20 protein-coding genes are annotated in these 19,594 nt (G+C 51.6%); 12 read left to right on the forward strand and 8 right to left on the reverse strand.

Going from position 1 to position 19,594, the window contains the following annotated elements:
- Nucleotides 1-5 precede the first annotated feature (5 nt).
- Both HV041_RS09680 and HV041_RS09685 read right to left on the reverse strand, forming a co-directional pair.
- A complete protein-coding gene (locus tag HV041_RS09680; RefSeq protein ID WP_048211758.1) occupies nucleotides 6-902 on the reverse strand; it encodes an aldo/keto reductase family oxidoreductase in 897 nt (298 codons plus the stop codon).
- Between the two features lie 49 nt (nucleotides 903-951).
- The gene (locus tag HV041_RS09685) at nucleotides 952-1,191 is read right to left on the reverse strand and encodes a DUF1289 domain-containing protein (protein ID WP_048211759.1); all 240 of its coding nucleotides are present in this window, start codon (nucleotides 1,189-1,191) and stop codon (nucleotides 952-954) included.
- Between the two features lie 101 nt (nucleotides 1,192-1,292).
- On the opposite strand from HV041_RS09685, the gene HV041_RS09690 reads away from it, so the two are divergent.
- The 4 genes from HV041_RS09690 to rnt all read left to right on the forward strand — a co-directional run bounded on the left by HV041_RS09690 (nucleotide 1,293) and on the right by rnt (nucleotide 4,291).
- The gene (locus HV041_RS09690) at nucleotides 1,293-1,892 is read left to right on the forward strand and encodes a TetR/AcrR family transcriptional regulator (RefSeq protein WP_121584602.1); all 600 of its coding nucleotides are present in this window, start codon (nucleotides 1,293-1,295) and stop codon (nucleotides 1,890-1,892) included.
- Between the two features lie 54 nt (nucleotides 1,893-1,946).
- Entirely contained in the window at nucleotides 1,947-3,044 is a 1,098-nt protein-coding gene (locus HV041_RS09695) for an alkene reductase (RefSeq protein WP_048211761.1), read from the forward strand.
- Between the two features lie 97 nt (nucleotides 3,045-3,141).
- Nucleotides 3,142-3,549 carry a lactoylglutathione lyase gene (gene gloA / locus HV041_RS09700; RefSeq protein ID WP_003029198.1) on the forward strand — a complete coding sequence of 136 codons (408 nt, stop codon included), beginning with the start codon at nucleotides 3,142-3,144 and terminating at the stop codon, nucleotides 3,547-3,549.
- Nucleotides 3,550-3,643: 94 nt separating this feature from the next.
- Complete coding sequence (gene rnt / locus HV041_RS09705) at nucleotides 3,644-4,291, forward strand: ribonuclease T (protein WP_048211762.1); 648 nt, start codon at nucleotides 3,644-3,646, stop codon at nucleotides 4,289-4,291.
- 53 nt (nucleotides 4,292-4,344) lie between these two features.
- Here the strand turns inward: rnt and grxD are convergent, their stop codons facing one another.
- Nucleotides 4,345-4,692 (reverse strand): monothiol glutaredoxin 4, encoded by a 348-nt coding sequence (grxD, locus tag HV041_RS09710; RefSeq protein ID WP_003832760.1) that lies wholly within the window; start codon nucleotides 4,690-4,692, stop codon nucleotides 4,345-4,347.
- Between the two features lie 334 nt (nucleotides 4,693-5,026).
- Between grxD and HV041_RS09715 the strand changes: the two genes are divergently transcribed.
- Nucleotides 5,027-5,857, forward strand: a complete 831-nt coding sequence (locus HV041_RS09715) for a C40 family peptidase (RefSeq protein WP_048211763.1) — start codon at nucleotides 5,027-5,029, stop codon at nucleotides 5,855-5,857.
- A gap of 127 nt (nucleotides 5,858-5,984) precedes the next feature.
- On the forward strand, nucleotides 5,985-6,566 hold the full coding sequence (gene sodB / locus HV041_RS09720) for a superoxide dismutase [Fe] (protein WP_048211764.1): 582 nt from the start codon (nucleotides 5,985-5,987) through the stop codon (nucleotides 6,564-6,566).
- Nucleotides 6,567-6,606: 40 nt separating this feature from the next.
- On the opposite strand, the gene HV041_RS09725 is transcribed toward sodB, so the two are convergent.
- Together HV041_RS09725 and cydH are read right to left on the reverse strand one after the other, a co-directional pair.
- Nucleotides 6,607-7,776 carry an MFS transporter gene (locus tag HV041_RS09725; RefSeq protein ID WP_121584601.1) on the reverse strand — a complete coding sequence of 390 codons (1,170 nt, stop codon included), beginning with the start codon at nucleotides 7,774-7,776 and terminating at the stop codon, nucleotides 6,607-6,609.
- Nucleotides 7,777-7,953: 177 nt separating this feature from the next.
- Nucleotides 7,954-8,043, reverse strand: a complete 90-nt coding sequence (gene cydH, locus HV041_RS09730) for a cytochrome bd-I accessory subunit CydH (protein WP_003029209.1) — start codon at nucleotides 8,041-8,043, stop codon at nucleotides 7,954-7,956.
- Between the two features lie 297 nt (nucleotides 8,044-8,340).
- Here cydH and purR point away from each other — a divergent pair, with 297 nt between their 5' ends.
- Nucleotides 8,341-9,366, forward strand: coding sequence for an HTH-type transcriptional repressor PurR (gene purR, locus HV041_RS09735; RefSeq protein ID WP_048211766.1), 1,026 nt, complete (start codon nucleotides 8,341-8,343; stop codon nucleotides 9,364-9,366).
- Here the strand turns inward: purR and punR are convergent.
- The gene (punR, locus tag HV041_RS09740; protein ID WP_048211767.1) at nucleotides 9,363-10,295 is read right to left on the reverse strand and encodes a DNA-binding transcriptional activator PunR; all 933 of its coding nucleotides are present in this window, start codon (nucleotides 10,293-10,295) and stop codon (nucleotides 9,363-9,365) included. The two genes, purR and punR, sit on opposite strands and share 4 nt — an antisense overlap.
- Nucleotides 10,296-10,406: 111 nt before the next feature.
- Between punR and punC the strand changes: the two genes are divergently transcribed.
- Nucleotides 10,407-11,612 carry a purine nucleoside transporter PunC gene (gene punC, locus HV041_RS09745; protein WP_048211768.1) on the forward strand — a complete coding sequence of 402 codons (1,206 nt, stop codon included), beginning with the start codon at nucleotides 10,407-10,409 and terminating at the stop codon, nucleotides 11,610-11,612.
- 290 nt (nucleotides 11,613-11,902) lie between these two features.
- Complete coding sequence (cfa, locus tag HV041_RS09750; RefSeq protein WP_121584600.1) at nucleotides 11,903-13,051, forward strand: cyclopropane fatty acyl phospholipid synthase; 1,149 nt, start codon at nucleotides 11,903-11,905, stop codon at nucleotides 13,049-13,051.
- Nucleotides 13,052-13,092: 41 nt separating this feature from the next.
- On the opposite strand, the gene HV041_RS09755 is transcribed toward cfa, so the two are convergent.
- Nucleotides 13,093-13,740 carry a riboflavin synthase gene (locus tag HV041_RS09755; protein WP_048211770.1) on the reverse strand — a complete coding sequence of 216 codons (648 nt, stop codon included), beginning with the start codon at nucleotides 13,738-13,740 and terminating at the stop codon, nucleotides 13,093-13,095.
- Nucleotides 13,741-13,957: 217 nt separating this feature from the next.
- Here HV041_RS09755 and mdtK point away from each other — a divergent pair, with 217 nt between their 5' ends.
- Nucleotides 13,958-15,331, forward strand: a complete 1,374-nt coding sequence (gene mdtK, locus HV041_RS09760) for a multidrug efflux MATE transporter MdtK (protein ID WP_061067852.1) — start codon at nucleotides 13,958-13,960, stop codon at nucleotides 15,329-15,331.
- 19 nt (nucleotides 15,332-15,350) lie between these two features.
- On the opposite strand, the gene HV041_RS09765 is transcribed toward mdtK, so the two are convergent.
- Nucleotides 15,351-16,049: an RluA family pseudouridine synthase gene (locus HV041_RS09765; protein ID WP_048211772.1), complete on the reverse strand. Its 699-nt coding sequence runs from the start codon at nucleotides 16,047-16,049 to the stop codon at nucleotides 15,351-15,353.
- 308 nt (nucleotides 16,050-16,357) lie between these two features.
- Here HV041_RS09765 and HV041_RS09770 point away from each other — a divergent pair, with 308 nt between their 5' ends.
- Nucleotides 16,358-17,467: an AI-2E family transporter gene (locus HV041_RS09770; RefSeq protein WP_061067851.1), complete on the forward strand. Its 1,110-nt coding sequence runs from the start codon at nucleotides 16,358-16,360 to the stop codon at nucleotides 17,465-17,467.
- Nucleotides 17,468-17,583: 116 nt separating this feature from the next.
- Complete coding sequence (locus tag HV041_RS09775; RefSeq protein ID WP_061067850.1) at nucleotides 17,584-19,368, forward strand: diguanylate cyclase; 1,785 nt, start codon at nucleotides 17,584-17,586, stop codon at nucleotides 19,366-19,368.
- Nucleotides 19,369-19,594: the final 226 nt, after the last annotated feature.

Raw genomic sequence — 19,594 nt, forward strand, 5'->3', positions numbered from 1 at the left:
CGTGATTAAGGCACGTCGTAACCGAGCGCCGCTTTACGAATACGGAACCACTGCTGGCGAGACATGTTCAATGACTCTGATTCAATTGCAGCACGCACACGTTCGATTTTACCCGAGCCAATAATCGGCAGTGGCTGCGACGGCAGACGCAGGATCCACGCATACACCACTTGTTCTATGGACTGTGCATTCAGTTCTTCTGCTATCACGGCAAGTTCATTTCGTAATGGCTGGAACGCATCGTCATTAAACAAGCGACCGCCGCCGAGGCAGGACCAGGCCATTGGACGGATACGCAGTTGTTGCAGCTGATCTAACGTCCCATCCAACAGGAGGGGTTGATGCACCGGTGAAATTTCGACCTGATTGGTTGCCAGGGTGAAGGGTAATCGCGATTGCAGCAGTGAAAACTGTGATGGCGTGAAGTTAGAGACACCAAAATGGCGCACCTTACCGCTATGATGTAATGTCTTGAAAGCTTCCGCCACATCGTCTGCATCCATTAACGGATCGGGACGGTGGATCAACAGCAGATCAAGATGATCGGTTGCCAGCAGCTTCAGCGACTGTTCGGCACTGGCAATAATATGGGCGCGGTCAGTGATGTAATGACCCAGCGCGTTTTCCTCTTTCGCCGTCGTGGCAATACCGCATTTGGTCACAATCTGCATTTTTTCACGCAGGTGCGGTGCCAGTTTCATCGCCTCGCCAAACGCCGCCTCACACTGGTATCCGCCATAAATATCCGCGTGATCGACAGTCGTGACACCCAGATCGAGATGTTCCTCAATAAAGCTGACTAGCTGACGTGCGGACATATTCCAGTCCATCAGGCGCCAGTACCCCATCACAAAGCGCGAAAATTCCGGGCCTTGCGGCGCAATAGTAATACGCTGAACCATAGCAGCTTCCTTATAAGTGAATGTGCATCGAGTATACGCAATTACGCTTTTAAAAGAGTGAAGGTTGTTGCGGTTCTTCCGGCGGGTTGGATTTGTTTGCGCGTAATTTACGCATCAGGCGCTGGCGACAAAGCCGCAGTACCTCCTGCTTTTGGGCATCGCTCATTTTCTGCCAGTTAAAACGCTCATCCCGACTGCGAAAACAGCCACGGCAAAATCCGCGTTCGTCAGACTGACATATTCCACGGCATGGGCTCTGGACAGGGAAAAACTCCAGCTGTTCGGCCACATCCCCTCCTTTAGTAAGATTGATATACCTATTGAAGACGTTAACTGAATTTCTCGCAAGGGCTATTGCATTAGACCGACTGGTCTATTACACTTTTTCCCATGAACAAAGTCACTGAACACGATACACGCGAACATCTGCTGGCGACCGGCGAGCTGCTGTGTATGCAGCGCGGCTTCACCGGCATGGGCTTAAGCGAACTACTGAAAACCGCTGAAGTTCCTAAAGGTTCGTTTTATCACTATTTTCGCTCGAAAGAAGCGTTCGGCGTCGCGATGCTGGAACGCCACTATGCGGCCTATCATCAGCGACTGGCTACGCATTTTGCTACAGGGGCGGGGAATTACCGCAACCGTATCCTGGCCTACTATCAGGAAACCCTGAACCAGTTTAGCCAGCACGGCATTATCAGCGGCTGTTTAACCGTTAAGCTGTCTGCCGAAGTGTGCGATCTGTCAGAGGATATGCGCACAGCGATGGATAAAGGTGCACGGCACATTATTGCGCTGTTAGCGCAGGCGCTGGAGAAAGGCCGGGGCAATCACTGTCTGTCCTTTGTTGGCGAGCCGTTACAGCAGGCACAGGTGCTGTATGCATTGTGGCTGGGCGCCAACCTCCAGGCCAAGATTTCTCGTAGCGCCACTCCGTTGGAAAATGCGCTGGCGCACGTTAAAACCATCATTACAACGCCTGCCGTTTAACAGGCGTTTTTATTTCCTTTATTACTAGACGACCGGTCTATTCAGGAGTGCCACATGTCATCTGAAAAACTGTTTTCCCCACTGAAAGTGGGCGCCATTACGGCAGCGAACCGCATATTCATGGCGCCACTGACGCGTCTGCGCAGCATCGAGCCGGGCGACATCCCTACTCCGCTGATGGCCGAGTATTACCGTCAACGCGCCAGCGCAGGTCTTATTATCAGTGAAGCGACGCAGATCTCCGCCCAGGCGAAAGGCTACGCAGGGGCGCCGGGGCTACACAGCGAAGCACAGATTGCCGCATGGAAAAAAATCACTGCGGCCGTACATGCTGAGCAAGGTCATATTGCTGTTCAGTTGTGGCACACCGGGCGCATTTCTCACGCCAGTCTGCAGCCAAATGGTCAGGCACCGGTTGCGCCTTCTGCGATTAGCGCCGGTACCCGCACCTCACTGCGCGATGAAAATGGCCAGGCAACACGTGTCGATACCTCAATGCCGCGTGCGCTGGAAACCGAAGAAATCCCAGGCATCGTAAATGACTTCCGTCAGGCAATAGCCAACGCGCGCGAAGCGGGTTTCGACATGGTTGAACTACACTCTGCCCACGGCTACCTGCTGCACCAGTTCCTGTCGCCAACCTCTAACCAGCGTACCGATCAATACGGCGGTAGCGTCGAAAATCGTGCGCGTCTTGTGCTGGAAGTGGTTGATGCCGGTATTAAAGAATGGGGTGCCGATCGCATTGGTATTCGTGTTTCCCCTATCGGCTCGTTCCAGAACGTCGACAACGGTCCGAATGAAGAGGCTGATGCTCTGTACCTGATTGAACAACTGGGCAAACGCGGCATTGCTTATCTGCACATGTCCGAGCCAGACTGGGCTGGTGGCGAACCGTATTCAGACGCGTTCCGCGAGAAAGTTCGCGCCCGTTTCCACGGTCCGATTATTGGTGCGGGCGCCTATACGCCAGAGAAAGCCGAATCACTGATCGAGAAAGGTCTGATCGATGCTGTTGCCTTTGGTCGTGCTTACATAGCTAACCCGGATCTGGTTGCACGTCTGCAGCGTAAAGCCGAGCTCAATCCACAGCGTGCGGAAAGTTTCTACGGCGGCGGTGCTGAAGGCTATACCGATTATCCTACCCTGTAACCTCACAAACTCAGTTCTGCCATTGATAGCGGCGTAACAACGCCGCTATACTAAAACAACATTTTGAATGTATTAGCCATTTTCGAAGGGGAAAAAGATGCGTTTACTTCATACCATGCTGCGCGTGGGTGACCTGCAGCGTTCCATCGAGTTTTATACTAACGTGTTGGGCATGAAGCTGCTGCGTACCAGCGAAAACCCTGAATACAAGTACTCTCTGGCCTTTGTCGGCTACGGCCCGGAAACCAGCGAAGCGGTGATCGAACTGACTTATAACTGGGGTGTCGATAAGTATGAGCTGGGCACAGCCTACGGTCATATCGCCCTGAGCGTAGATAACGCGGCAGAGGCCTGTGAACGTATTCGTCAAAACGGCGGTAACGTAACGCGTGAAGCGGGTCCGGTAAAAGGCGGCACAACAGTGATCGCGTTTGTTGAAGATCCGGACGGCTATAAAATTGAGCTGATCGAAGAAAAAGACGCCGGCCGCGGTCTGGGCGACTAACCTCCCCTCGGGCGCAGATCGTCTGTGCCCGTAGTTTTATACTCATCATTTTGCCATAATACGCGCTGCAATTTTCCCGTATTAAGAGACCCAGATGTCCGATAACGCTCAACTTTCCGGTCTGTGTGACCGTTTTCGTGGTTTTTATCCTGTCGTCATTGATGTCGAAACAGCAGGATTTAACGCCAAAACCGATGCGCTGCTTGAAATTGCAGCCATCACTCTGAAAATGGATGAACAAGGCTGGCTGATGCCGGACATGACGTTACATTTCCACGTTGAACCGTTTGAAGGGGCGAATTTACAACCCGAAGCGCTGGCATTTAACGGTATCGACCCGAGCAACCCGCTGCGTGGCGCGGTCAGCGAGTACGACGCGCTGCATGCCATCTTCAAAATGGTGCGTAAAGGTATCAAAGATAGCGGCTGTAATCGGGCTATCATGGTGGCGCACAATGCGACATTTGATCACAGTTTTATGATGGCTGCAGCAGAACGCGCTTCACTGAAACGTAATCCGTTTCACCCCTTCGTCACCTTTGATACGGCAGCATTAAGCGGCCTGTCGCTGGGGCAAACAGTACTGTCAAAAGCCTGTCTGGCTGCAGGAATGGAGTTTGATGGGACTCAGGCGCACTCGGCGCTGTATGACACAGAACGGACAGCCGTTCTGTTTTGCGAAATCGTTAACCGCTGGAAACGCCTCGGCGGTTGGCCTCTTCCCATGCCCGAAGAAGCATAACGGACCGATAAAAAAAGCGACCATCACAGGTCGCTTTTTTATTTCCGCTAAAATTACTCAGCGTCTGGCTCTTCGGTTTTGTATTTCGCCGCAGTTTCTTTAATCAACTGCTGCAACTCCCCGCGCTGGTACATTTCAATTAAAATGTCACAGCCGCCTACCAGTTCACCATCAACCCACAGCTGTGGGAAAGTCGGCCAGTTGGCATATTTCGGCAGCTCGGCGCGAATATCCGGGTTCTGCAGAATATCAACATAAGCAAAACGTTCACCACAGGCGGACAACGCCTGCACAGCCTGAGCAGAGAAACCGCAGCTTGGCAGTTTTGGGGAACCTTTCATGTACAGGAGAATCGGGTTTTCAGCGATCTGGCGCTGGATTTTTTCGATAGTGGTGCTCATTATCTTGCTTCCTTAAACTTCTTTTACGGCAGTAGTCTGACATTGTAGCGGGTCAGGCAGGTAACGGAAAATAACATTTTCATTACGCGATATTATTTTATCGCCTGTCGTTAAAAGTTGCATTCACAATCTCATTTATCCGCATGGAGCCTGTGGAATTGATTATCTGTTCACCAATTACGCCCTGAATTGCTGTTTTTTTTTGCGGTCGGTTACGAAACGTAGTTTTAAACGAAAAAAGCTATTAACTTTCCCTCTTTCTATAGATTAGAATCGTCAAGTTTTGAAAATCACACGCAGGCACGATAGACCTGCCTTACCAGAGGACTGCTCAGTGGCGCGGATAAACCGAATCTCGATCACGCTCTGTGCTTTACTTTTTACCACACTGCCTTTTACGCCTATGGCTCATGCTTCCAAGCAGGCCAGGACGACACCTACCGCTTCCCACACCGTCAAGACGGTAGATAAAAAGAAAAGCGCAACAGCCAGCCAAAAAGCAACAAAAACCAACAAGAAAACGGCGACAAAAAACACCAGTAAAACCAGTACGAAAACGGCTTCCTCCTCCAAAAAACGCACAGCGACTCCGGCAAAATCGACGAAAACAGCAAACCGTCGTAGTAAAACAGCGGCAATACAATCCCCCGCCGTCACCTGGACTGAAAAATGTACCCCGCGCAAAGGTCATAAGCCACGTTGTGTAAAAGTGAAGACGACTGCGCCAACAGCCGTTGCTGATGTACATAAAGTGAAAGTACAGAAAGCAACCAAAACCGCCATGTCTACCCTGATGAACCAAATCGGCAAACCTTACCGTTGGGGGGGCACCTCACCCAGAACCGGTTTTGATTGCAGCGGGCTGGTTTATTACGCATACAAAGATCTGGTCAAGTTCCGTATTCCGCGTACCGCCAATGAAATGTATCACCTGCGCGACGCTGCGCCGATTGAACGTGGCGAACTGAAAAACGGTGATCTGGTCTTCTTCCGCACGCAAGGTCGCGGTACCGCCGACCACGTTGGCGTCTATGTCGGCAATGGTAAATTTATCCAGTCTCCACGCAGCGGTCAGGAAATTCAAATAACCTCTCTGAGCGAAGATTACTGGCAACGCCACTACGTGGGCGCTCGCCGTGTAATGACGCCGAAAACAATTCGCTAAAAACTTACCCTACAGAATATGCTGTAGGGTAAGTTCTTCTTTTGCATAACCTTTCAATTTGCTACCCTATCCTTACTCACAATGAGGCTATTGTGTGTACTCAATATAAATAATAAGGAGAGAAGCAATGTCGTTCGAATTACCTGCATTACCGTATGCCAAAGATGCTCTGGCACCGCACATTTCTGCCGAAACGCTGGAATACCACTATGGCAAACATCACCAGACTTACGTTACTAACCTGAATAACCTGATTAAAGGCACGGCGTTTGAAGGTAAATCACTGGAAGAGATCGTACGTAGCTCTGAAGGTGGTGTATTCAATAACGCAGCCCAGGTCTGGAACCACACGTTCTACTGGAACTGCCTGGCCCCGAACGCAGGTGGCGAGCCAACCGGTAAACTGGCCGAAGCGATTGCCGCCTCCTTTGGCAGCTTTGCAGACTTCAAAGCACAATTCACCGATGCCGCTATCAAGAATTTCGGTTCTGGCTGGACCTGGCTGGTCAAAGGAACGGATGGCAAACTGGCTATCGTGTCCACCTCCAACGCAGGTACACCGCTGACGACTGACGCGACGCCGCTGATGACCGTTGACGTGTGGGAACATGCTTACTACATCGATTATCGTAATGCCCGTCCTGGCTACCTGGAACACTTCTGGGCACTGGTGAACTGGGAATTTGTTGCGAAAAACTTCGCAGCATAAGATGACAACGCAGAAGGGTTTCCCTTCTGCGTTTTTGTTTTTAATTCGTTGCGTTGCAGACTTCTTCCGCTTGTTTCCTTGCCGAGACAAAGACCAGCAGTAGCGCAAGTCCCGCCACAATCGCCCCCATTACCGGTACGAAACTGTAGCCCAACCCTCCGGAAATTACCGCCCCACCAGCCGCCGCTCCCAGGGCATTCCCCAGATTAAACGCGCCAATATTAACTGACGATGACAATCCAGGCGCCTCGCTGGCAACGCGCATCACACGCATCTGCAGCGGCGGAACCACCGCAAACGTTGCTGCACCCCACACCACCATACTCACGGCCGCACCCAGCTCATTACGCGCAAGGAAAGGTATCGCCAGCATAATAATCATCAGCAGCAGTAAAAAGCCTTTTAGCGTACCGTTAACCGAACGGTCAGCCAGTTTACCCCCCAGATAGTTACCGATAGAGAACCCAACGCCAATCAGCACCAGCATAGCGGTGACAAACGCCGGTGTAGCATGAGTAATGCTATGCAGCACGGGTGAGATGTAGGTATAAAGCGTAAACATCGCCCCGGCCCCCAGAACGGTCGTCAGCAGAGCCGACAACACCTGCGGACGCATGAGTACCGCCAGTTCGCTGCGGACATCCGGGCGCTCTCCTGCCCCACCTTTGGGTAATGAGAAGAACAGGCTGACCATGGCGATAACACCCAGTCCCGCCGTCGCCATAAAGGACATACGCCAGCCGATGGTTTCCCCAAGCCAGGTTGCTGCGGGAACACCGCCAATATTGGCAATTGTTAACCCCATAAATATGGTTGCTACGGCACTGGCCTGTTTGTGTTTGGGCACCACGCTTGCGGCAACCACAGAGCCAAGGCCGAAAAATGCCCCGTGGTTAAGACTGGTCAAAATGCGCGACAGCATCAGCGTCGTGTAATCCGGAGATATCGCCGAAAGTACATTACCCAACGTAAAAATGGCCATCAGGAAGATAAGCGCATTGCGACGCGCACGATGGGACAGCAGTAATGTCATCAGCGGGGCGCCAACCATCACGCCTACCGCATACGCGCTGATTAACATCCCGGCGGCCGGAATGGATACATCCACGCCTTTGGCAATGACGGGTAGCAACCCCATAGGAGAAAATTCGGTCGTTCCAATGCCAAACGCACCTATCGCCAGCGCCAGTAAAGGATAATTGAGTTTCATCTATCGACTCCGTAACGTCGAGCCTTGGCACGACACATCATAAGAGTCAAAAGCATGACATTGATCGCAAAATTAATAAAGTTAACAAAACTGCAAAAGACTTTTGCTTATTTGCAAAAAATAGGACGGAAAAGGCAAGCAGAAAGGATGAGGGAGAGCGAACTCCCTCAGGGGAAATCAGTGCAGTGCTGCAGTCAGGCCACCCGCGACAATCAGGCCCAGAACAATTATGGTCGTTACTAACGAAAATTTCAGATCGGTGCTCATCAAGTTTTCTCCTTTTTATTCCCACACAAAAAGTGATATTGCGCATTTTTACACACTTGAAAGCAAAAATCTCTCACGATTTATATTGATAACTGCTTTTAACTCTTCCCCTTTTCGTTAAGATCAGACAAAATTCCACGCTTACTTGATTAGCGTACCGGCCATTGACCCCTTCCTGACGTTCCGTGTCGTTTTCCCGGCGTGCCGCAACCCTGACGTTGCGTTGAGGGTGTGTGAAGGCAAACGTTTACCTAGAGTATTCTCAGGAGCTTAGGATATGGTCTGGAGTGAGATGTAATGGCAACTATTAAAGATGTAGCGAAGCGAGCAAACGTTTCCACTACAACCGTATCACACGTAATTAACAAAACGCGCTTTGTCGCTGAAGAAACGCGCAACGCTGTCTGGGCAGCGATCAAAGAGCTGCACTACTCCCCTAGCGCAGTTGCACGTAGCCTGAAGGTGAATCACACCAAATCGATCGGTTTGTTGGCAACCAGCAGCGAAGCGGCCTATTTCGCCGAAATTATCGAGGCCGTTGAGAAAAATTGTTTCCAGAAAGGCTACACCCTGATTTTGGGCAACGCCTGGAACAGTCTCGAAAAACAGCAGGCTTATCTGTCTATGATGGCGCAAAAGCGCGTAGATGGCTTGCTGGTAATGTGTTCAGAATATCCGGAATCACTGCTTTCCATGCTCGAAGAGTATCGCCATATTCCCATGGTGGTTATGGACTGGGGCGAAGCAAAAGCCGACTTTACCGATACCGTCATTGATAACGCTTTCGAAGGCGGTTACATGGCAGGCCGGTATCTGATTGAACGCGGTCATCGTGAGATCGGCGTGATCCCAGGACCTATGGAGCGTAATACCGGCGCAGGCCGCCTGGCTGGCTTCATGAAAGCGATGGAAGAAGCGCTGATTAAAGTGCCTGACAACTGGATTGTCCAGGGTGATTTTGAGCCTGAATCCGGCTACCGCGCTATGCAGCAAATCATCTCCCAGTCACATCGCCCAACCGCCGTATTCTGTGGTGGCGATATTATGGCGATGGGTGCGCTGTGTGCCGCAGATGAGATGGGACTGCGCGTGCCGCAGGATATCTCAGTTATCGGTTACGACAACGTGCGCAACGCCCGTTACTTCACCCCTGCGCTGACAACCATCCATCAGCCAAAAGATTCACTTGGTGAAACGGCCTTCAACATGCTGTTAGACCGAATCGTGAATAAACGTGAAGAATCGCAGTCCATCGAGGTACACCCACGCCTGGTAGAGCGTCGCTCCGTGGCCGACGGCCCGTTCCGCGATTACCGTCGTTAAGACTGTTGTGCGGGAGCCTCATCCGGCTCCCGCAGCCACTCCTTGTTCAGCGTTTCGCTATCCCCTAAATAGTCCAGCAGCCAGCTCAATGCCGGCGACGTATCGTTCTGTTGCCATGTCAGACAGCATGCGGCATCCGGGAACGGATTTTCCAGCTGTAACGCCACCCATTTTCCGCTATCGATCCACGGTTTGGCAAAATGCGTCGGTACCATCCCGACACAGAGTCCGGCTGACAAGCAGGTGGCCGATGATTCCCAGTCAGGCACCACGACGCGTTTTTGGTTGTCCAGTAGCCAGGTAATACGCTTTGGCAGCGTACGGGACGTGTCTTCGCGTACCAGCGATGGCCAGTTGCGCAACGTATCGTCACTGAGCGGTCCCGGCATTGCCGCCAACGGATGATGACTGGCCACCACGCAACTCCAGCTCAGCATTCCCATATCCCGGAACGTATAGCGCCCCCCTACCGGAATGGCCTGCGTTGCTCCGATAGCTAACTCCACCCGACCATCTGAAAGCGCGTCCCAGACGCCGTTAAACACCTCCTGAAAGACCAGAAGTTCCACATCATCGAAATGGCGGTAGAAATCCACGATCATCTGGCGGGTACGATCCGGGCGGACAATGTTATCGACTGCAATCGCCAACTGCCCGCGCCAGCCGTTGGCAATTTGCTGACATTGCTGACGGGTGATCTGCATTTTTTTGATAACAGATCGGCCTTCTTTTAAAAACCACGCACCTGCAGGCGTTAATTCCACGTCCCGATGACGACGTTCAAAAAGTGGCACAGCCAGCCACTCTTCCAGTTGGCGCACTGTGTAGCTTACCGCCGAAGGTACGCGGTGCAACTCCTGCGCGGCCGAACTAAAGCTACCGTTACGCGCCACCGCATCAACCACCTCAAGTGAATATTCAGACCACATATTCTGCCTGCAAAAAATTTGAAATCAGTAAGCAAATATTAGCGTTTCACAGCGAGAATTACACTCACTACACTCAGCGGCAATGTTCTATTGCTAAAAAGAGAAACGATAATGCAACCGGGAAAAGGGTTTTTAGTCTGGCTGGCAGGTCTTAGCGTGCTGGGTTTTCTGGCAACGGATATGTATTTGCCCGCCTTTGCGGCTATTCAGTCCGATTTACAGACGCCCGCCTCTGCCGTGAGTGCCAGCCTTAGCTTGTTCTTAGCGGGATTTGCCGTCGCACAACTTTTGTGGGGGCCACTCTCTGACCACTATGGTCGCAAACCTATTTTGCTGCTGGGCTTATCCATCTTCGCGCTGGGCAGCCTGGGCATGTTGTGGGTAGAAAACGCCACCGGCTTACTGGTGCTACGCTTTATTCAGGCCGTTGGTGTCTGTGCGGCTTCGGTTATCTGGCAGGCGCTGGTTACTGATTATTATCCTTCACAAAAAGTAAACCGCATTTTTGCCACCATTATGCCGCTGGTTGGATTATCCCCTGCACTTGCACCGTTATTAGGCAGTTGGATCCTGGTACATTTTTCCTGGCAGGCCATTTTTGCTACCCTTTTTGCGATTACCCTGATCCTGATGCTGCCGGCCCTGCGCTTAAAACCAACGGCAAAAGCGCGCGACGACAGCCAGGATAAACTGACGTTCGCTACGCTGCTGCGCTCCAAAGCATACCGTGGAAATGTACTGATTTACGCAGCATGTTCTGCAAGTTTCTTCGCATGGCTGACGGGTTCACCATTTATCCTTAGCGAAATGGGCTATAGCCCGGCTGTGATTGGTCTGAGCTATGTCCCGCAAACTATTGCATTTTTGATCGGGGGTTACGGCTGCCGCGCGGCACTGCAAAAATGGCAGGGTCGCCAGCTTCTGCCATGGTTGCTTATCCTGTACGCCATTAGCGTTATCGGCACCTGGGCTACAGGCTTTATTCACCACGTTGCGTTGGCTGAAATCCTGATCCCATTCTGCGTGATGGCCATTGCGAACGGGGCAATCTACCCTATCGTTGTCGCTCAGGCGCTGCGCCCATTCCCTCAGGCAACAGGGCGCGCCGCTGCGTTGCAGAATACGCTGCAACTGGGGTTATGCTTCCTGGCAAGCCTGGTCGTTTCGTGGTTAATCAGCACGCCGCTGCTCACGACCACCAGCGTTATGCTGACGACAGTGTTACTGGCCGCGTTAGGTTACAAAATGCAGTCACAGGCTGAGAACACATCCTTGCCGGATGAGAGCGCGCAAGTTGCACACGGTGAGTCACATTAATCATTGTTGCGGGCATTTAGTTAGCCCGCTAACAATTTTCGGTTGAATAGCCAAAAATTCAGGCCTATACTGATTTTCGGTTGTTAATAAAACGATAAGATTTATAGAGTAACGGGAACAAGCAGGTTCCCGTTCTTCCATGGATGGCCTTTTCGGCAAGGGTTCCTCCCTTCCTCTGTTCTACGTCGGATTATAGATTCGCGGATTAATTCCGTGAGATTTCTCACAAAGCCCAAAAAAGCGTCTACGCTGTTTTAAGGTTCTGATCACCGACCAGTGATGGAGAAGCTATGAGTTCATCATGTATAGAAGACGTCAGCGTACCGGATGATGACTGGTACCGAATCACCAATGAGCTATTGAGCCGTGCAGGCATTACTATTAATGGCCCGGCACCGGCAGATATTCGCGTTAAAAACCCCGACTTTTTCAAACGCGTGTTGCAGGAAGGGTCGTTGGGTTTAGGTGAAAGTTATATGGACGGCTGGTGGGAATGCGATCGGCTGGATATGTTTTTTAGCAAAGTCCTGCGTGCAGGTCTTGAAAGCCAACTTCCCCGCCACTTCAGAGATACGCTACGTATCGCAATGGCCCGTCTGTTTAATTTACAAACCAAAAAACGTGCGTGGGTCGTTGGCAAAGAACACTACGATCTTGGCAACGATCTCTTTAGCCGCATGCTTGATCCCTACATGCAATATTCCTGCGCCTACTGGAAAGATGCCGATACCCTGGAATCTGCCCAGCAGGCGAAGCTAAAAATGATTGCCGATAAATTGCAATTGAAACCAGGTATGCGCGTTCTCGATATTGGCTGCGGCTGGGGAGGCTTGTCCCAGTTCATGGCGTCACAATACGGGGTGAGCGTGACTGGCGTGACTATTTCAGCAGAACAGCAAAAAATGGCGCAGACGCGCTGTGAAGGGCTGGATGTCACGATTTTGCTGCAGGACTACCGTGACCTGAATGACCGGTTTGACCGTATCGTTTCCGTCGGTATGTTTGAGCATGTGGGGCCGAAAAACTACAACACCTATTTTGACGTTGTTGACCGTAATTTAAAGCAAGACGGTCTTTTTTTGCTGCATACCATCGGCTCTAAAAAAACCGACAATAATGTTGATCCGTGGATCAATAAATACATCTTCCCGAACGGCTGTTTACCGTCAGTTCGCCAGATAGCCAACGCCAGCGAGCCACATTTCGTGATGGAAGACTGGCATAACTTTGGTGCGGATTACGATACTACTCTGATGGCCTGGCATGAGCGTTTCATGACCGCCTGGCCAGAAATTGCCGCCAACTATAGTGAACGCTTTAAACGGATGTTCAGTTATTACCTGAATGCGTGTGCTGGCGCATTTCGCGCGCGCGACATCCAGCTGTGGCAGGTTGTGTTCTCTCGTGGCGTTGAACACGGGCTCCGCGTTCCCCGTTAGACAGCATCGCCCCCGAACTACCGGGGGCTTTTTATTCCGACTTAAACGCCCGCTTCGCCAGTAACGTTGCTCATAGCGCTTTCACGCGCGGCCAATACACGTTCAACCGTATCAACAACAGCCTGTGTTTGCGGGTCGATTTCGATATTGACTCGCGCACCCAGTTTTTTCTTGCCCAGCGTTGTACGTTCCAGGGTTTCCGGAATCAAATGCACGCAAAAGCGTGTCGGTGTGACTTCGCCAACCGTCAGGCTAATACCGTCAATACCGATAAATCCTTTGTACAGGATATATTTCATCAGCGACGGATCCTGAACTTTAAACCACACCTGGCGGTTGTTTTCTGAGGTCAGAATTTTCGATATCTCGGCGGTAGTCATAATATGGCCTGACATTAAATGTCCGCCAATTTCATCGCTGAATTTTGCTGCGCGCTCAACGTTGACCAAATCGCCTACCTTCAGGTCACCCAGATTGGTGATTCGCAGCGTCTCTTTCATCAGATCGAAGCTTATCTGGTTACCGTTAATTTCGGTCACTGTCAGACAACAGCCGTTGTGTGCTACCGATGCGCCGGTCTCCAGCCCATCCAACATGTATTCAGGTAACTCCACTACATGTGTGCGAAAATTCGGTTTTTCATCAATCGACACCAGTTTCGCGGTGCCCTGCACAATACCCGTAAACATACCTGTAACTCCTGAACTCAATTAAGACATCTCTGCTGTGCACAATAGCAGGTGGAAAATCAGGTTGCCAGCAATGCGCCGCTCCCGCCTATTTTTTCACTGGAGAAATACGGATTCCTCGCTACAATAGACTGAAATTCCCCCTGCATTTTCTCCTTGCTGCCATATAAGGCGGCTTTTTTAGTCTCTCAAATAACAACAATATAGTGGTGTACACGTGCAAAAGTATGTAAGTGAAGCGCGTCAGTTATTAGCTCTGGCAATTCCGGTGATTCTTGCGCAAATCGCTCAAACCGCAATGGGATTCGTCGATACCGTGATGGCCGGCGGATATAGCGCGACGGACATGGCAGCCGTTGCTATCGGTACGTCCATCTGGCTACCCGCAATTCTGTTTGGTCACGGGCTGTTGCTGGCTCTGACGCCAGTGATTGCGCAACTTAACGGTTCCGGGCGCCGCGATCGTATTGCTCATCAAATACGTCAGGGTTTCTGGCTGGCGGGGATCGTATCCGTTCTGATTATGATTGTGCTTTGGAATGCGGGATACATTATCCGCTCTATGCATAACATTGACCCTGCACTGGCCGACAAAGCCGTGGGATATCTGCGCGCGCTGCTATGGGGTGCGCCCGGATATTTGTTCTTCCAGGTTGCCCGTAATCAGTGCGAAGGCCTGGCCAAGACCAAACCGGCAATGGTAATGGGTTTTCTCGGCCTGCTGGTGAACATTCCGGTTAACTATGTTTTCATCTATGGCCATTTGGGTATGCCAGAACTGGGTGGCGTAGGCTGCGGTGTGGCAACGGCGGCGGTGTATTGGGTGATGTTTGCCGCCATGCTTTCTTACGTAAAACACGCCCGATCAATGCGTGATATCCGTAATGAGCGTGGCTTCCAGAAACCTGACACCGCGGTGATGAAACGCCTGGTACAGCTGGGTTTGCCAATTGCGCTGGCATTATTTTTTGAAGTCACGCTGTTTGCCGTGGTGGCGCTGTTGGTCTCCCCGCTGGGGATTGTTGACGTGGCCGGGCACCAGATCGCGCTGAACTTCAGCTCATTAATGTTTGTCCTGCCGATGTCTTTGGCGGCTGCCGTCACTATTCGTGTGGGATACCGCCTGGGTCAGGGATCAACGTTGGATGCACAGACCGCTGCCAGAACTGGCTTAGGTGTCGGCGTATGTATGGCGATGATGACCGCCGTTTTCACCGTCACTTTGCGCGAGCACATCGCCCTGCTCTACAACAATAATCCTGAAGTTGTCACACTGGCTGCACAGCTGATGTTGCTGGCTGCCGTGTACCAGATTTCGGACTCCATTCAGGTTATTGGCAGCGGAATCCTACGTGGTTATAAAGATACGCGTTCCATTTTCTTTATCACCTTCACGGCGTACTGGGTGCTGGGTTTGCCAAGTGGATATATTCTTGCGCTCACCGATCTGGTCGTCGACCGCATGGGGCCAGCGGGCTTCTGGATGGGCTTTATTATTGGCCTGACCTCTGCCGCGGTGCTGATGATGCTGCGGATGCGTTTTCTGCAACGCCAGCCGTCAGCCGTCATTCTGCAACGTGCAGCACGATAACACCGTAATAGCCGCCGGGTTAAAATGGGCTGGCATGGCAGACGTTGATTTGTTCATGGCTGATGGGATGTACCAGGCGCAGTTCGCTGGCGTGTAACATCAGCCGCGACGTCTGCTCCGTGCCAGGCCACTCGCGTCCACCATAAAGATCGCAGCCCCAGATCGGATGACCCAAATGCTGACAGTGAAGACGTAGCTGATGGGTTCGTCCGGTCTCCGGCATCAGTTGCACCCGTGTCAGGGGCAGTGACCGTCCATCCTTCAGTAGCTGATTGAAGCGCTCAATCACCCGAAAACGGGAACGCGCAGGTTTACCGCTAATAGCACTAATCGACATCAACGGAAACAGTGCTGGATCTTTGACAATGGCGGCATCAATCACACCGTCATCCTGTTTCAGGTGTCCACATAACAATGCGCTGTACACCTTAGTCACCGCGCGCTGGCTGAACTGCTGACAGAGCGCTGCATTGATCGCTTTATTGCGTGCAACGACCATCAGACCCGAAGTACCAAAATCAAGCCGATGTACCAGCGTGCAGCCCGGGTATATCTGTACCAGACGATAGTGAACCGAATCAAGATTTTGCGGATTTTTCCCCGACAGACTCAGCAACCCACTGGGTTTATTGATAAGCAGCAGATGTTCATCCTGGTAAAGGATTTCTATTTCGTCATGGCACGGCGGAGCAACAAAGGTATCGAGAATCGTAGACATCAGACAACCAGACTAAAAAGTGGGGATAGATCATAACGAATTTTCAACCGGCTGGCGAATCAACTCGCTTCATGGTGGACAGTAAACGACGGAGAATTTTTGGCTTTCCAGACACGTTGCCCCCTTTCTCGGCGAGTAGATAGATCATTCGCTCACCCCTTACGGAGACAGGAACACGCGGCAATTTTTTGCTCTGAGTTCACTGTTTGCTCATCAAGGCGGCGTTAAGCCGGAATCAACATCCACAGTTGGTAATTCTGCTGAACAGTTCTATAGTCGAGACTGCTTCTCAGTTACAGGATTCACTAATGCGATTTAACGGACTGACCAAAGGTTTCTTCATTTTCATTCTTGCCCTCGTGACCTGGGCGTTTTTCGACGTATTGTCCCCCTACTTCTCCGCAATCTTGTGGGCCGCAATTCTGACGACCATCTTTAATCCAGTAAAAAACAAACTGCGCAGTGCGCTTGGCGAACGTAACGGTCTGGCATCGTTAATCACTATTGGTATTATTTGCTTAATTGTCTTTATTCCTCTGATGGTGATCCTGTCATCGTTGGCAATCGAACTGAATGTGGTTTACACCAAGTTGCAGCAAAACGATACGCAGTTTCCGGAAGTGGTCAGTTCTATTCTTTCTTATCTTCCTGACTGGGCCAGAGGATTCCTCGCAGAACACAATCTGGATAATGTCGCGCAGATCCAGAAAAAACTCTCCGACATTGCGCTGCAGGGCGGACAGTACCTCGCAGGCAGTGCTTTCCTGATTGGTAAAGGGACCTTCGGCTTCGCCATCAGCTTTGGCATCATGCTGTACCTGCTATTTTTCCTGTTGAAGGATGGACCGTATCTGGTGCGTCAGATTCTGGATTCCTTACCGCTGTCTGATTTTGCCAAGCAGCACTTGTTTGCCAAATTCGTGGGTGTCACGCGGGCGACAGTCAAAGGCACGGCGGTTGTCGCTGTCGTACAGGGCACGCTGGGCGGCATTGCTTTCGCCATTGTCGACATCGACGGCAGCGTTTTGTGGGGCGCACTAATGGCATTCCTCTCGCTGGTGCCTGCGGTTGGCTCGGCGATAGTCTGGGTCCCGGCGGCTATTTTCCTCTTTGCCACCCACCAACTGTGGCAAGGGCTGTTTATTGTCGGATTCTTCGTCATTATTGTCGGACTGGTGGACAATATCCTGCGCCCGCTACTGGTAGGAAAAGACACCAAAATGCCGGACTACCTGATATTGATTACCACCCTCGGTGGGATGGAGATTTACGGTATCAATGGCTTTGTGATTGGCCCGCTAATCGCTGCACTGTTTTTGGCCAGTTGGAATCTGTTCTCCGGACGTGACCATGAGGGCAACGTAGAAGGTATCGATGAAGCCTTCATGGAAGAAGGAAAAAACCCTCCAGATTTATGATGGCATGACGATAACAAGGGGCGACCGCGGGTCGCCTTTTGTTTTCACGCAAAATCATACGTTTCCTATAATTTCAATCATGCTTATTCATTAATCGTCGCAGAAGGAACGAAAAAGTGCGAATAGCCACAATCACCAACTGGGCCTACAGTGCGACGGTATGCCTGACCATTGCCTCCGGCGTCGTTATGCTGATGGCATCCGGAGCAGACAATACTGAACGTCAGGTGGTAGAGCAGCGGTATAAATTTGATCAGCTAACCGAAGAGGTGGAGCTCGATGCCTGGTCATTGTCAGATTTAGCTCGCGAGTACGTGATCGCCAAAGATCCAGAAGCACTGAATGCCTATCGCCAAAAGGCGTCATCACTAAAAGCGATTGAGCTGCGGTTAACAAAATTAAAAGACTTCGGCGCGACAGGTGAAGAGCTGGCGCTGCTGCATGAAGGATTACAAATTGTCGATGCGCTGCAGGAAGAGCAAGCAGCCGCGCTCGCCAGTATGGCCCGCGGAGAAACGTCACAGGCAATCGCCCTGCTCTACGGCAAAGCCTATGAACAGGAACTGGAACGGGCGCAGGTGCGGATAGATCATTTCCGGCAGTTGCTCGATAACCGTGTACGTAACAGCATTGACGATGCCACCAGGACTTCCCGCATACTGCGTACGCTCTCCGAAGTTATGGTCGGTTTAACCGCGCTGCTGTTTTTGTTTGTCCTCGGCTTTATTTTGAAACGCCGCGTACTGCGTCCGGTTGTGCGTCTGAGCGACGTGGTTCACCGTCTCGCATCGCAGGATTATGCCGTAGAAACGCCTAACTTTAATCAGATTGACGAGATTGGCGATATGGCGCAAGCCATTCGCATCTTTCGTGAGAACGGCCTGGTGCGGCAGCGGCTGGAGAAAGAGCGGGACGCCGACTGGGCGATCCGTGAACTGTTGGCTCGTATGACCCAGCGTTTACAGGGCTGCGAAAACTTTGCCGATGTTATCAATGTTGCGCAGCTTTTTGCCCCGAACATTGCCCCTGGCGTTGCCGGACGGCTCTACATTCTTGATCGGCAAGCCTGGCACATGCGCTGTGCCGCCGAGTGGCTTTCGCCGCAAGGCAAAACAGACCCTTTCCATCTGGATGACTGCTGGGCAGTGCGCCGTGGGCAAAGTCATCCTCCCGTGCAAGGTGAGCCTGATATCGCCTGCTACCACCTGCCTGAGTCGTGTCAGGATCATACCCTGTGCGTACCGTTGATCGCCCAGGGGGAAGCCATCGGCCTGCTCTCATTCCAGAATCTCAGTGACAATTCCGCCCCTTCCCGTGCTTATCTGGAGCTGATGGCCGAGGCACTTGGACTGGCATTAGCCAACCAACGTCTGCGCGATGCATTACTGGAAAAAGCGCTTTACGACCCACTGACCGGTCTGCGCAATCGCCATCACCTTGAAGACACTCTGCGCACCCAAATGAGTCAGGCTGTCCACAACCAGGAACCGATTAGTTGCCTGATGATCGATATCGATCACTTCAAAAACATCAACGACCGATTTGGTCATGAGGCTGGTGATGGGGTGATAAAAAGTATCGCAGCAATTATTCAGCGCGTTGTTCACGACCACGGAATGGCCTTCCGCTACGGTGGTGAAGAGTTTCTGGTTCTGCTTGCCGGTATGGATGAAGAAGCGGCCAATCGCTTTGCGACGGACATTTACAACGGGGTACGCGAGTTGACGCTCAGCTTTGGCGTCTCTGACATCGGTCATGTTGATGTGTCTATTGGTGTCGCCAGCTACCCGCAGCACGCCCAGAGCGATAACCTGTTACGTGCCGCGGATGTCGCGCTGTATCGCGCAAAAGAGCTGGGGCGTTCACGCATAGTGAGCTTTGGGATGCTGGAAGCGAGCTAAAAAGCGGTGCGTAAGCCCAGACGGGTACTTCCTAAAATATCCCCCCGAGCGGGCAGAGCATTACTTTACCTCTACCCCTGGTAGTGATATGTTGACCCGATGAATATAAAACACGATTGCAACGGTTTTAACCACAAGCGTTGGTGGCTGCCTTCTTAAAGGCGGTCAGAATGTGTTTATCCATTTTTAAATAACCGCCGAAAGGCGGTTATTTGCATTTTGAGAC

Source organism: Citrobacter sp. RHBSTW-00029 (assembly GCF_014104295.1).
In the GTDB taxonomy this organism is placed as follows: Bacteria; Pseudomonadota; Gammaproteobacteria; order Enterobacterales; family Enterobacteriaceae; genus Citrobacter; species Citrobacter youngae.

What these genes read in the sequence shown, in the direction of transcription:
- HV041_RS09680 (WP_048211758.1), bottom strand. Translation starts at nt 902, where the DNA reads ATGGTTCAGCGTATTACTATTGCGCCGCAAGGCCCGGAATTTTCGCGC.
- HV041_RS09690 (WP_121584602.1), top strand. Translation starts at nt 1,293, where the DNA reads ATGAACAAAGTCACTGAACACGATACACGCGAACATCTGCTGGCGACC.
- HV041_RS09695 (WP_048211761.1), top strand. Translation starts at nt 1,947, where the DNA reads ATGTCATCTGAAAAACTGTTTTCCCCACTGAAAGTGGGCGCCATTACG.
- gloA (WP_003029198.1), top strand. Translation starts at nt 3,142, where the DNA reads ATGCGTTTACTTCATACCATGCTGCGCGTGGGTGACCTGCAGCGTTCC.
- rnt (WP_048211762.1), top strand. Translation starts at nt 3,644, where the DNA reads ATGTCCGATAACGCTCAACTTTCCGGTCTGTGTGACCGTTTTCGTGGT.
- grxD (WP_003832760.1), bottom strand. Translation starts at nt 4,692, where the DNA reads ATGAGCACCACTATCGAAAAAATCCAGCGCCAGATCGCTGAAAACCCG.
- sodB (WP_048211764.1), top strand. Translation starts at nt 5,985, where the DNA reads ATGTCGTTCGAATTACCTGCATTACCGTATGCCAAAGATGCTCTGGCA.
- HV041_RS09725 (WP_121584601.1), bottom strand. Translation starts at nt 7,776, where the DNA reads ATGAAACTCAATTATCCTTTACTGGCGCTGGCGATAGGTGCGTTTGGC.
- cydH (WP_003029209.1), bottom strand. Translation starts at nt 8,043, where the DNA reads ATGAGCACCGATCTGAAATTTTCGTTAGTAACGACCATAATTGTTCTG.
- purR (WP_048211766.1), top strand. Translation starts at nt 8,341, where the DNA reads ATGGCAACTATTAAAGATGTAGCGAAGCGAGCAAACGTTTCCACTACA.
- punR (WP_048211767.1), bottom strand. Translation starts at nt 10,295, where the DNA reads ATGTGGTCTGAATATTCACTTGAGGTGGTTGATGCGGTGGCGCGTAAC.
- punC (WP_048211768.1), top strand. Translation starts at nt 10,407, where the DNA reads ATGCAACCGGGAAAAGGGTTTTTAGTCTGGCTGGCAGGTCTTAGCGTG.
- cfa (WP_121584600.1), top strand. Translation starts at nt 11,903, where the DNA reads ATGAGTTCATCATGTATAGAAGACGTCAGCGTACCGGATGATGACTGG.
- HV041_RS09755 (WP_048211770.1), bottom strand. Translation starts at nt 13,740, where the DNA reads ATGTTTACGGGTATTGTGCAGGGCACCGCGAAACTGGTGTCGATTGAT.
- HV041_RS09765 (WP_048211772.1), bottom strand. Translation starts at nt 16,049, where the DNA reads ATGTCTACGATTCTCGATACCTTTGTTGCTCCGCCGTGCCATGACGAA.
- HV041_RS09770 (WP_061067851.1), top strand. Translation starts at nt 16,358, where the DNA reads ATGCGATTTAACGGACTGACCAAAGGTTTCTTCATTTTCATTCTTGCC.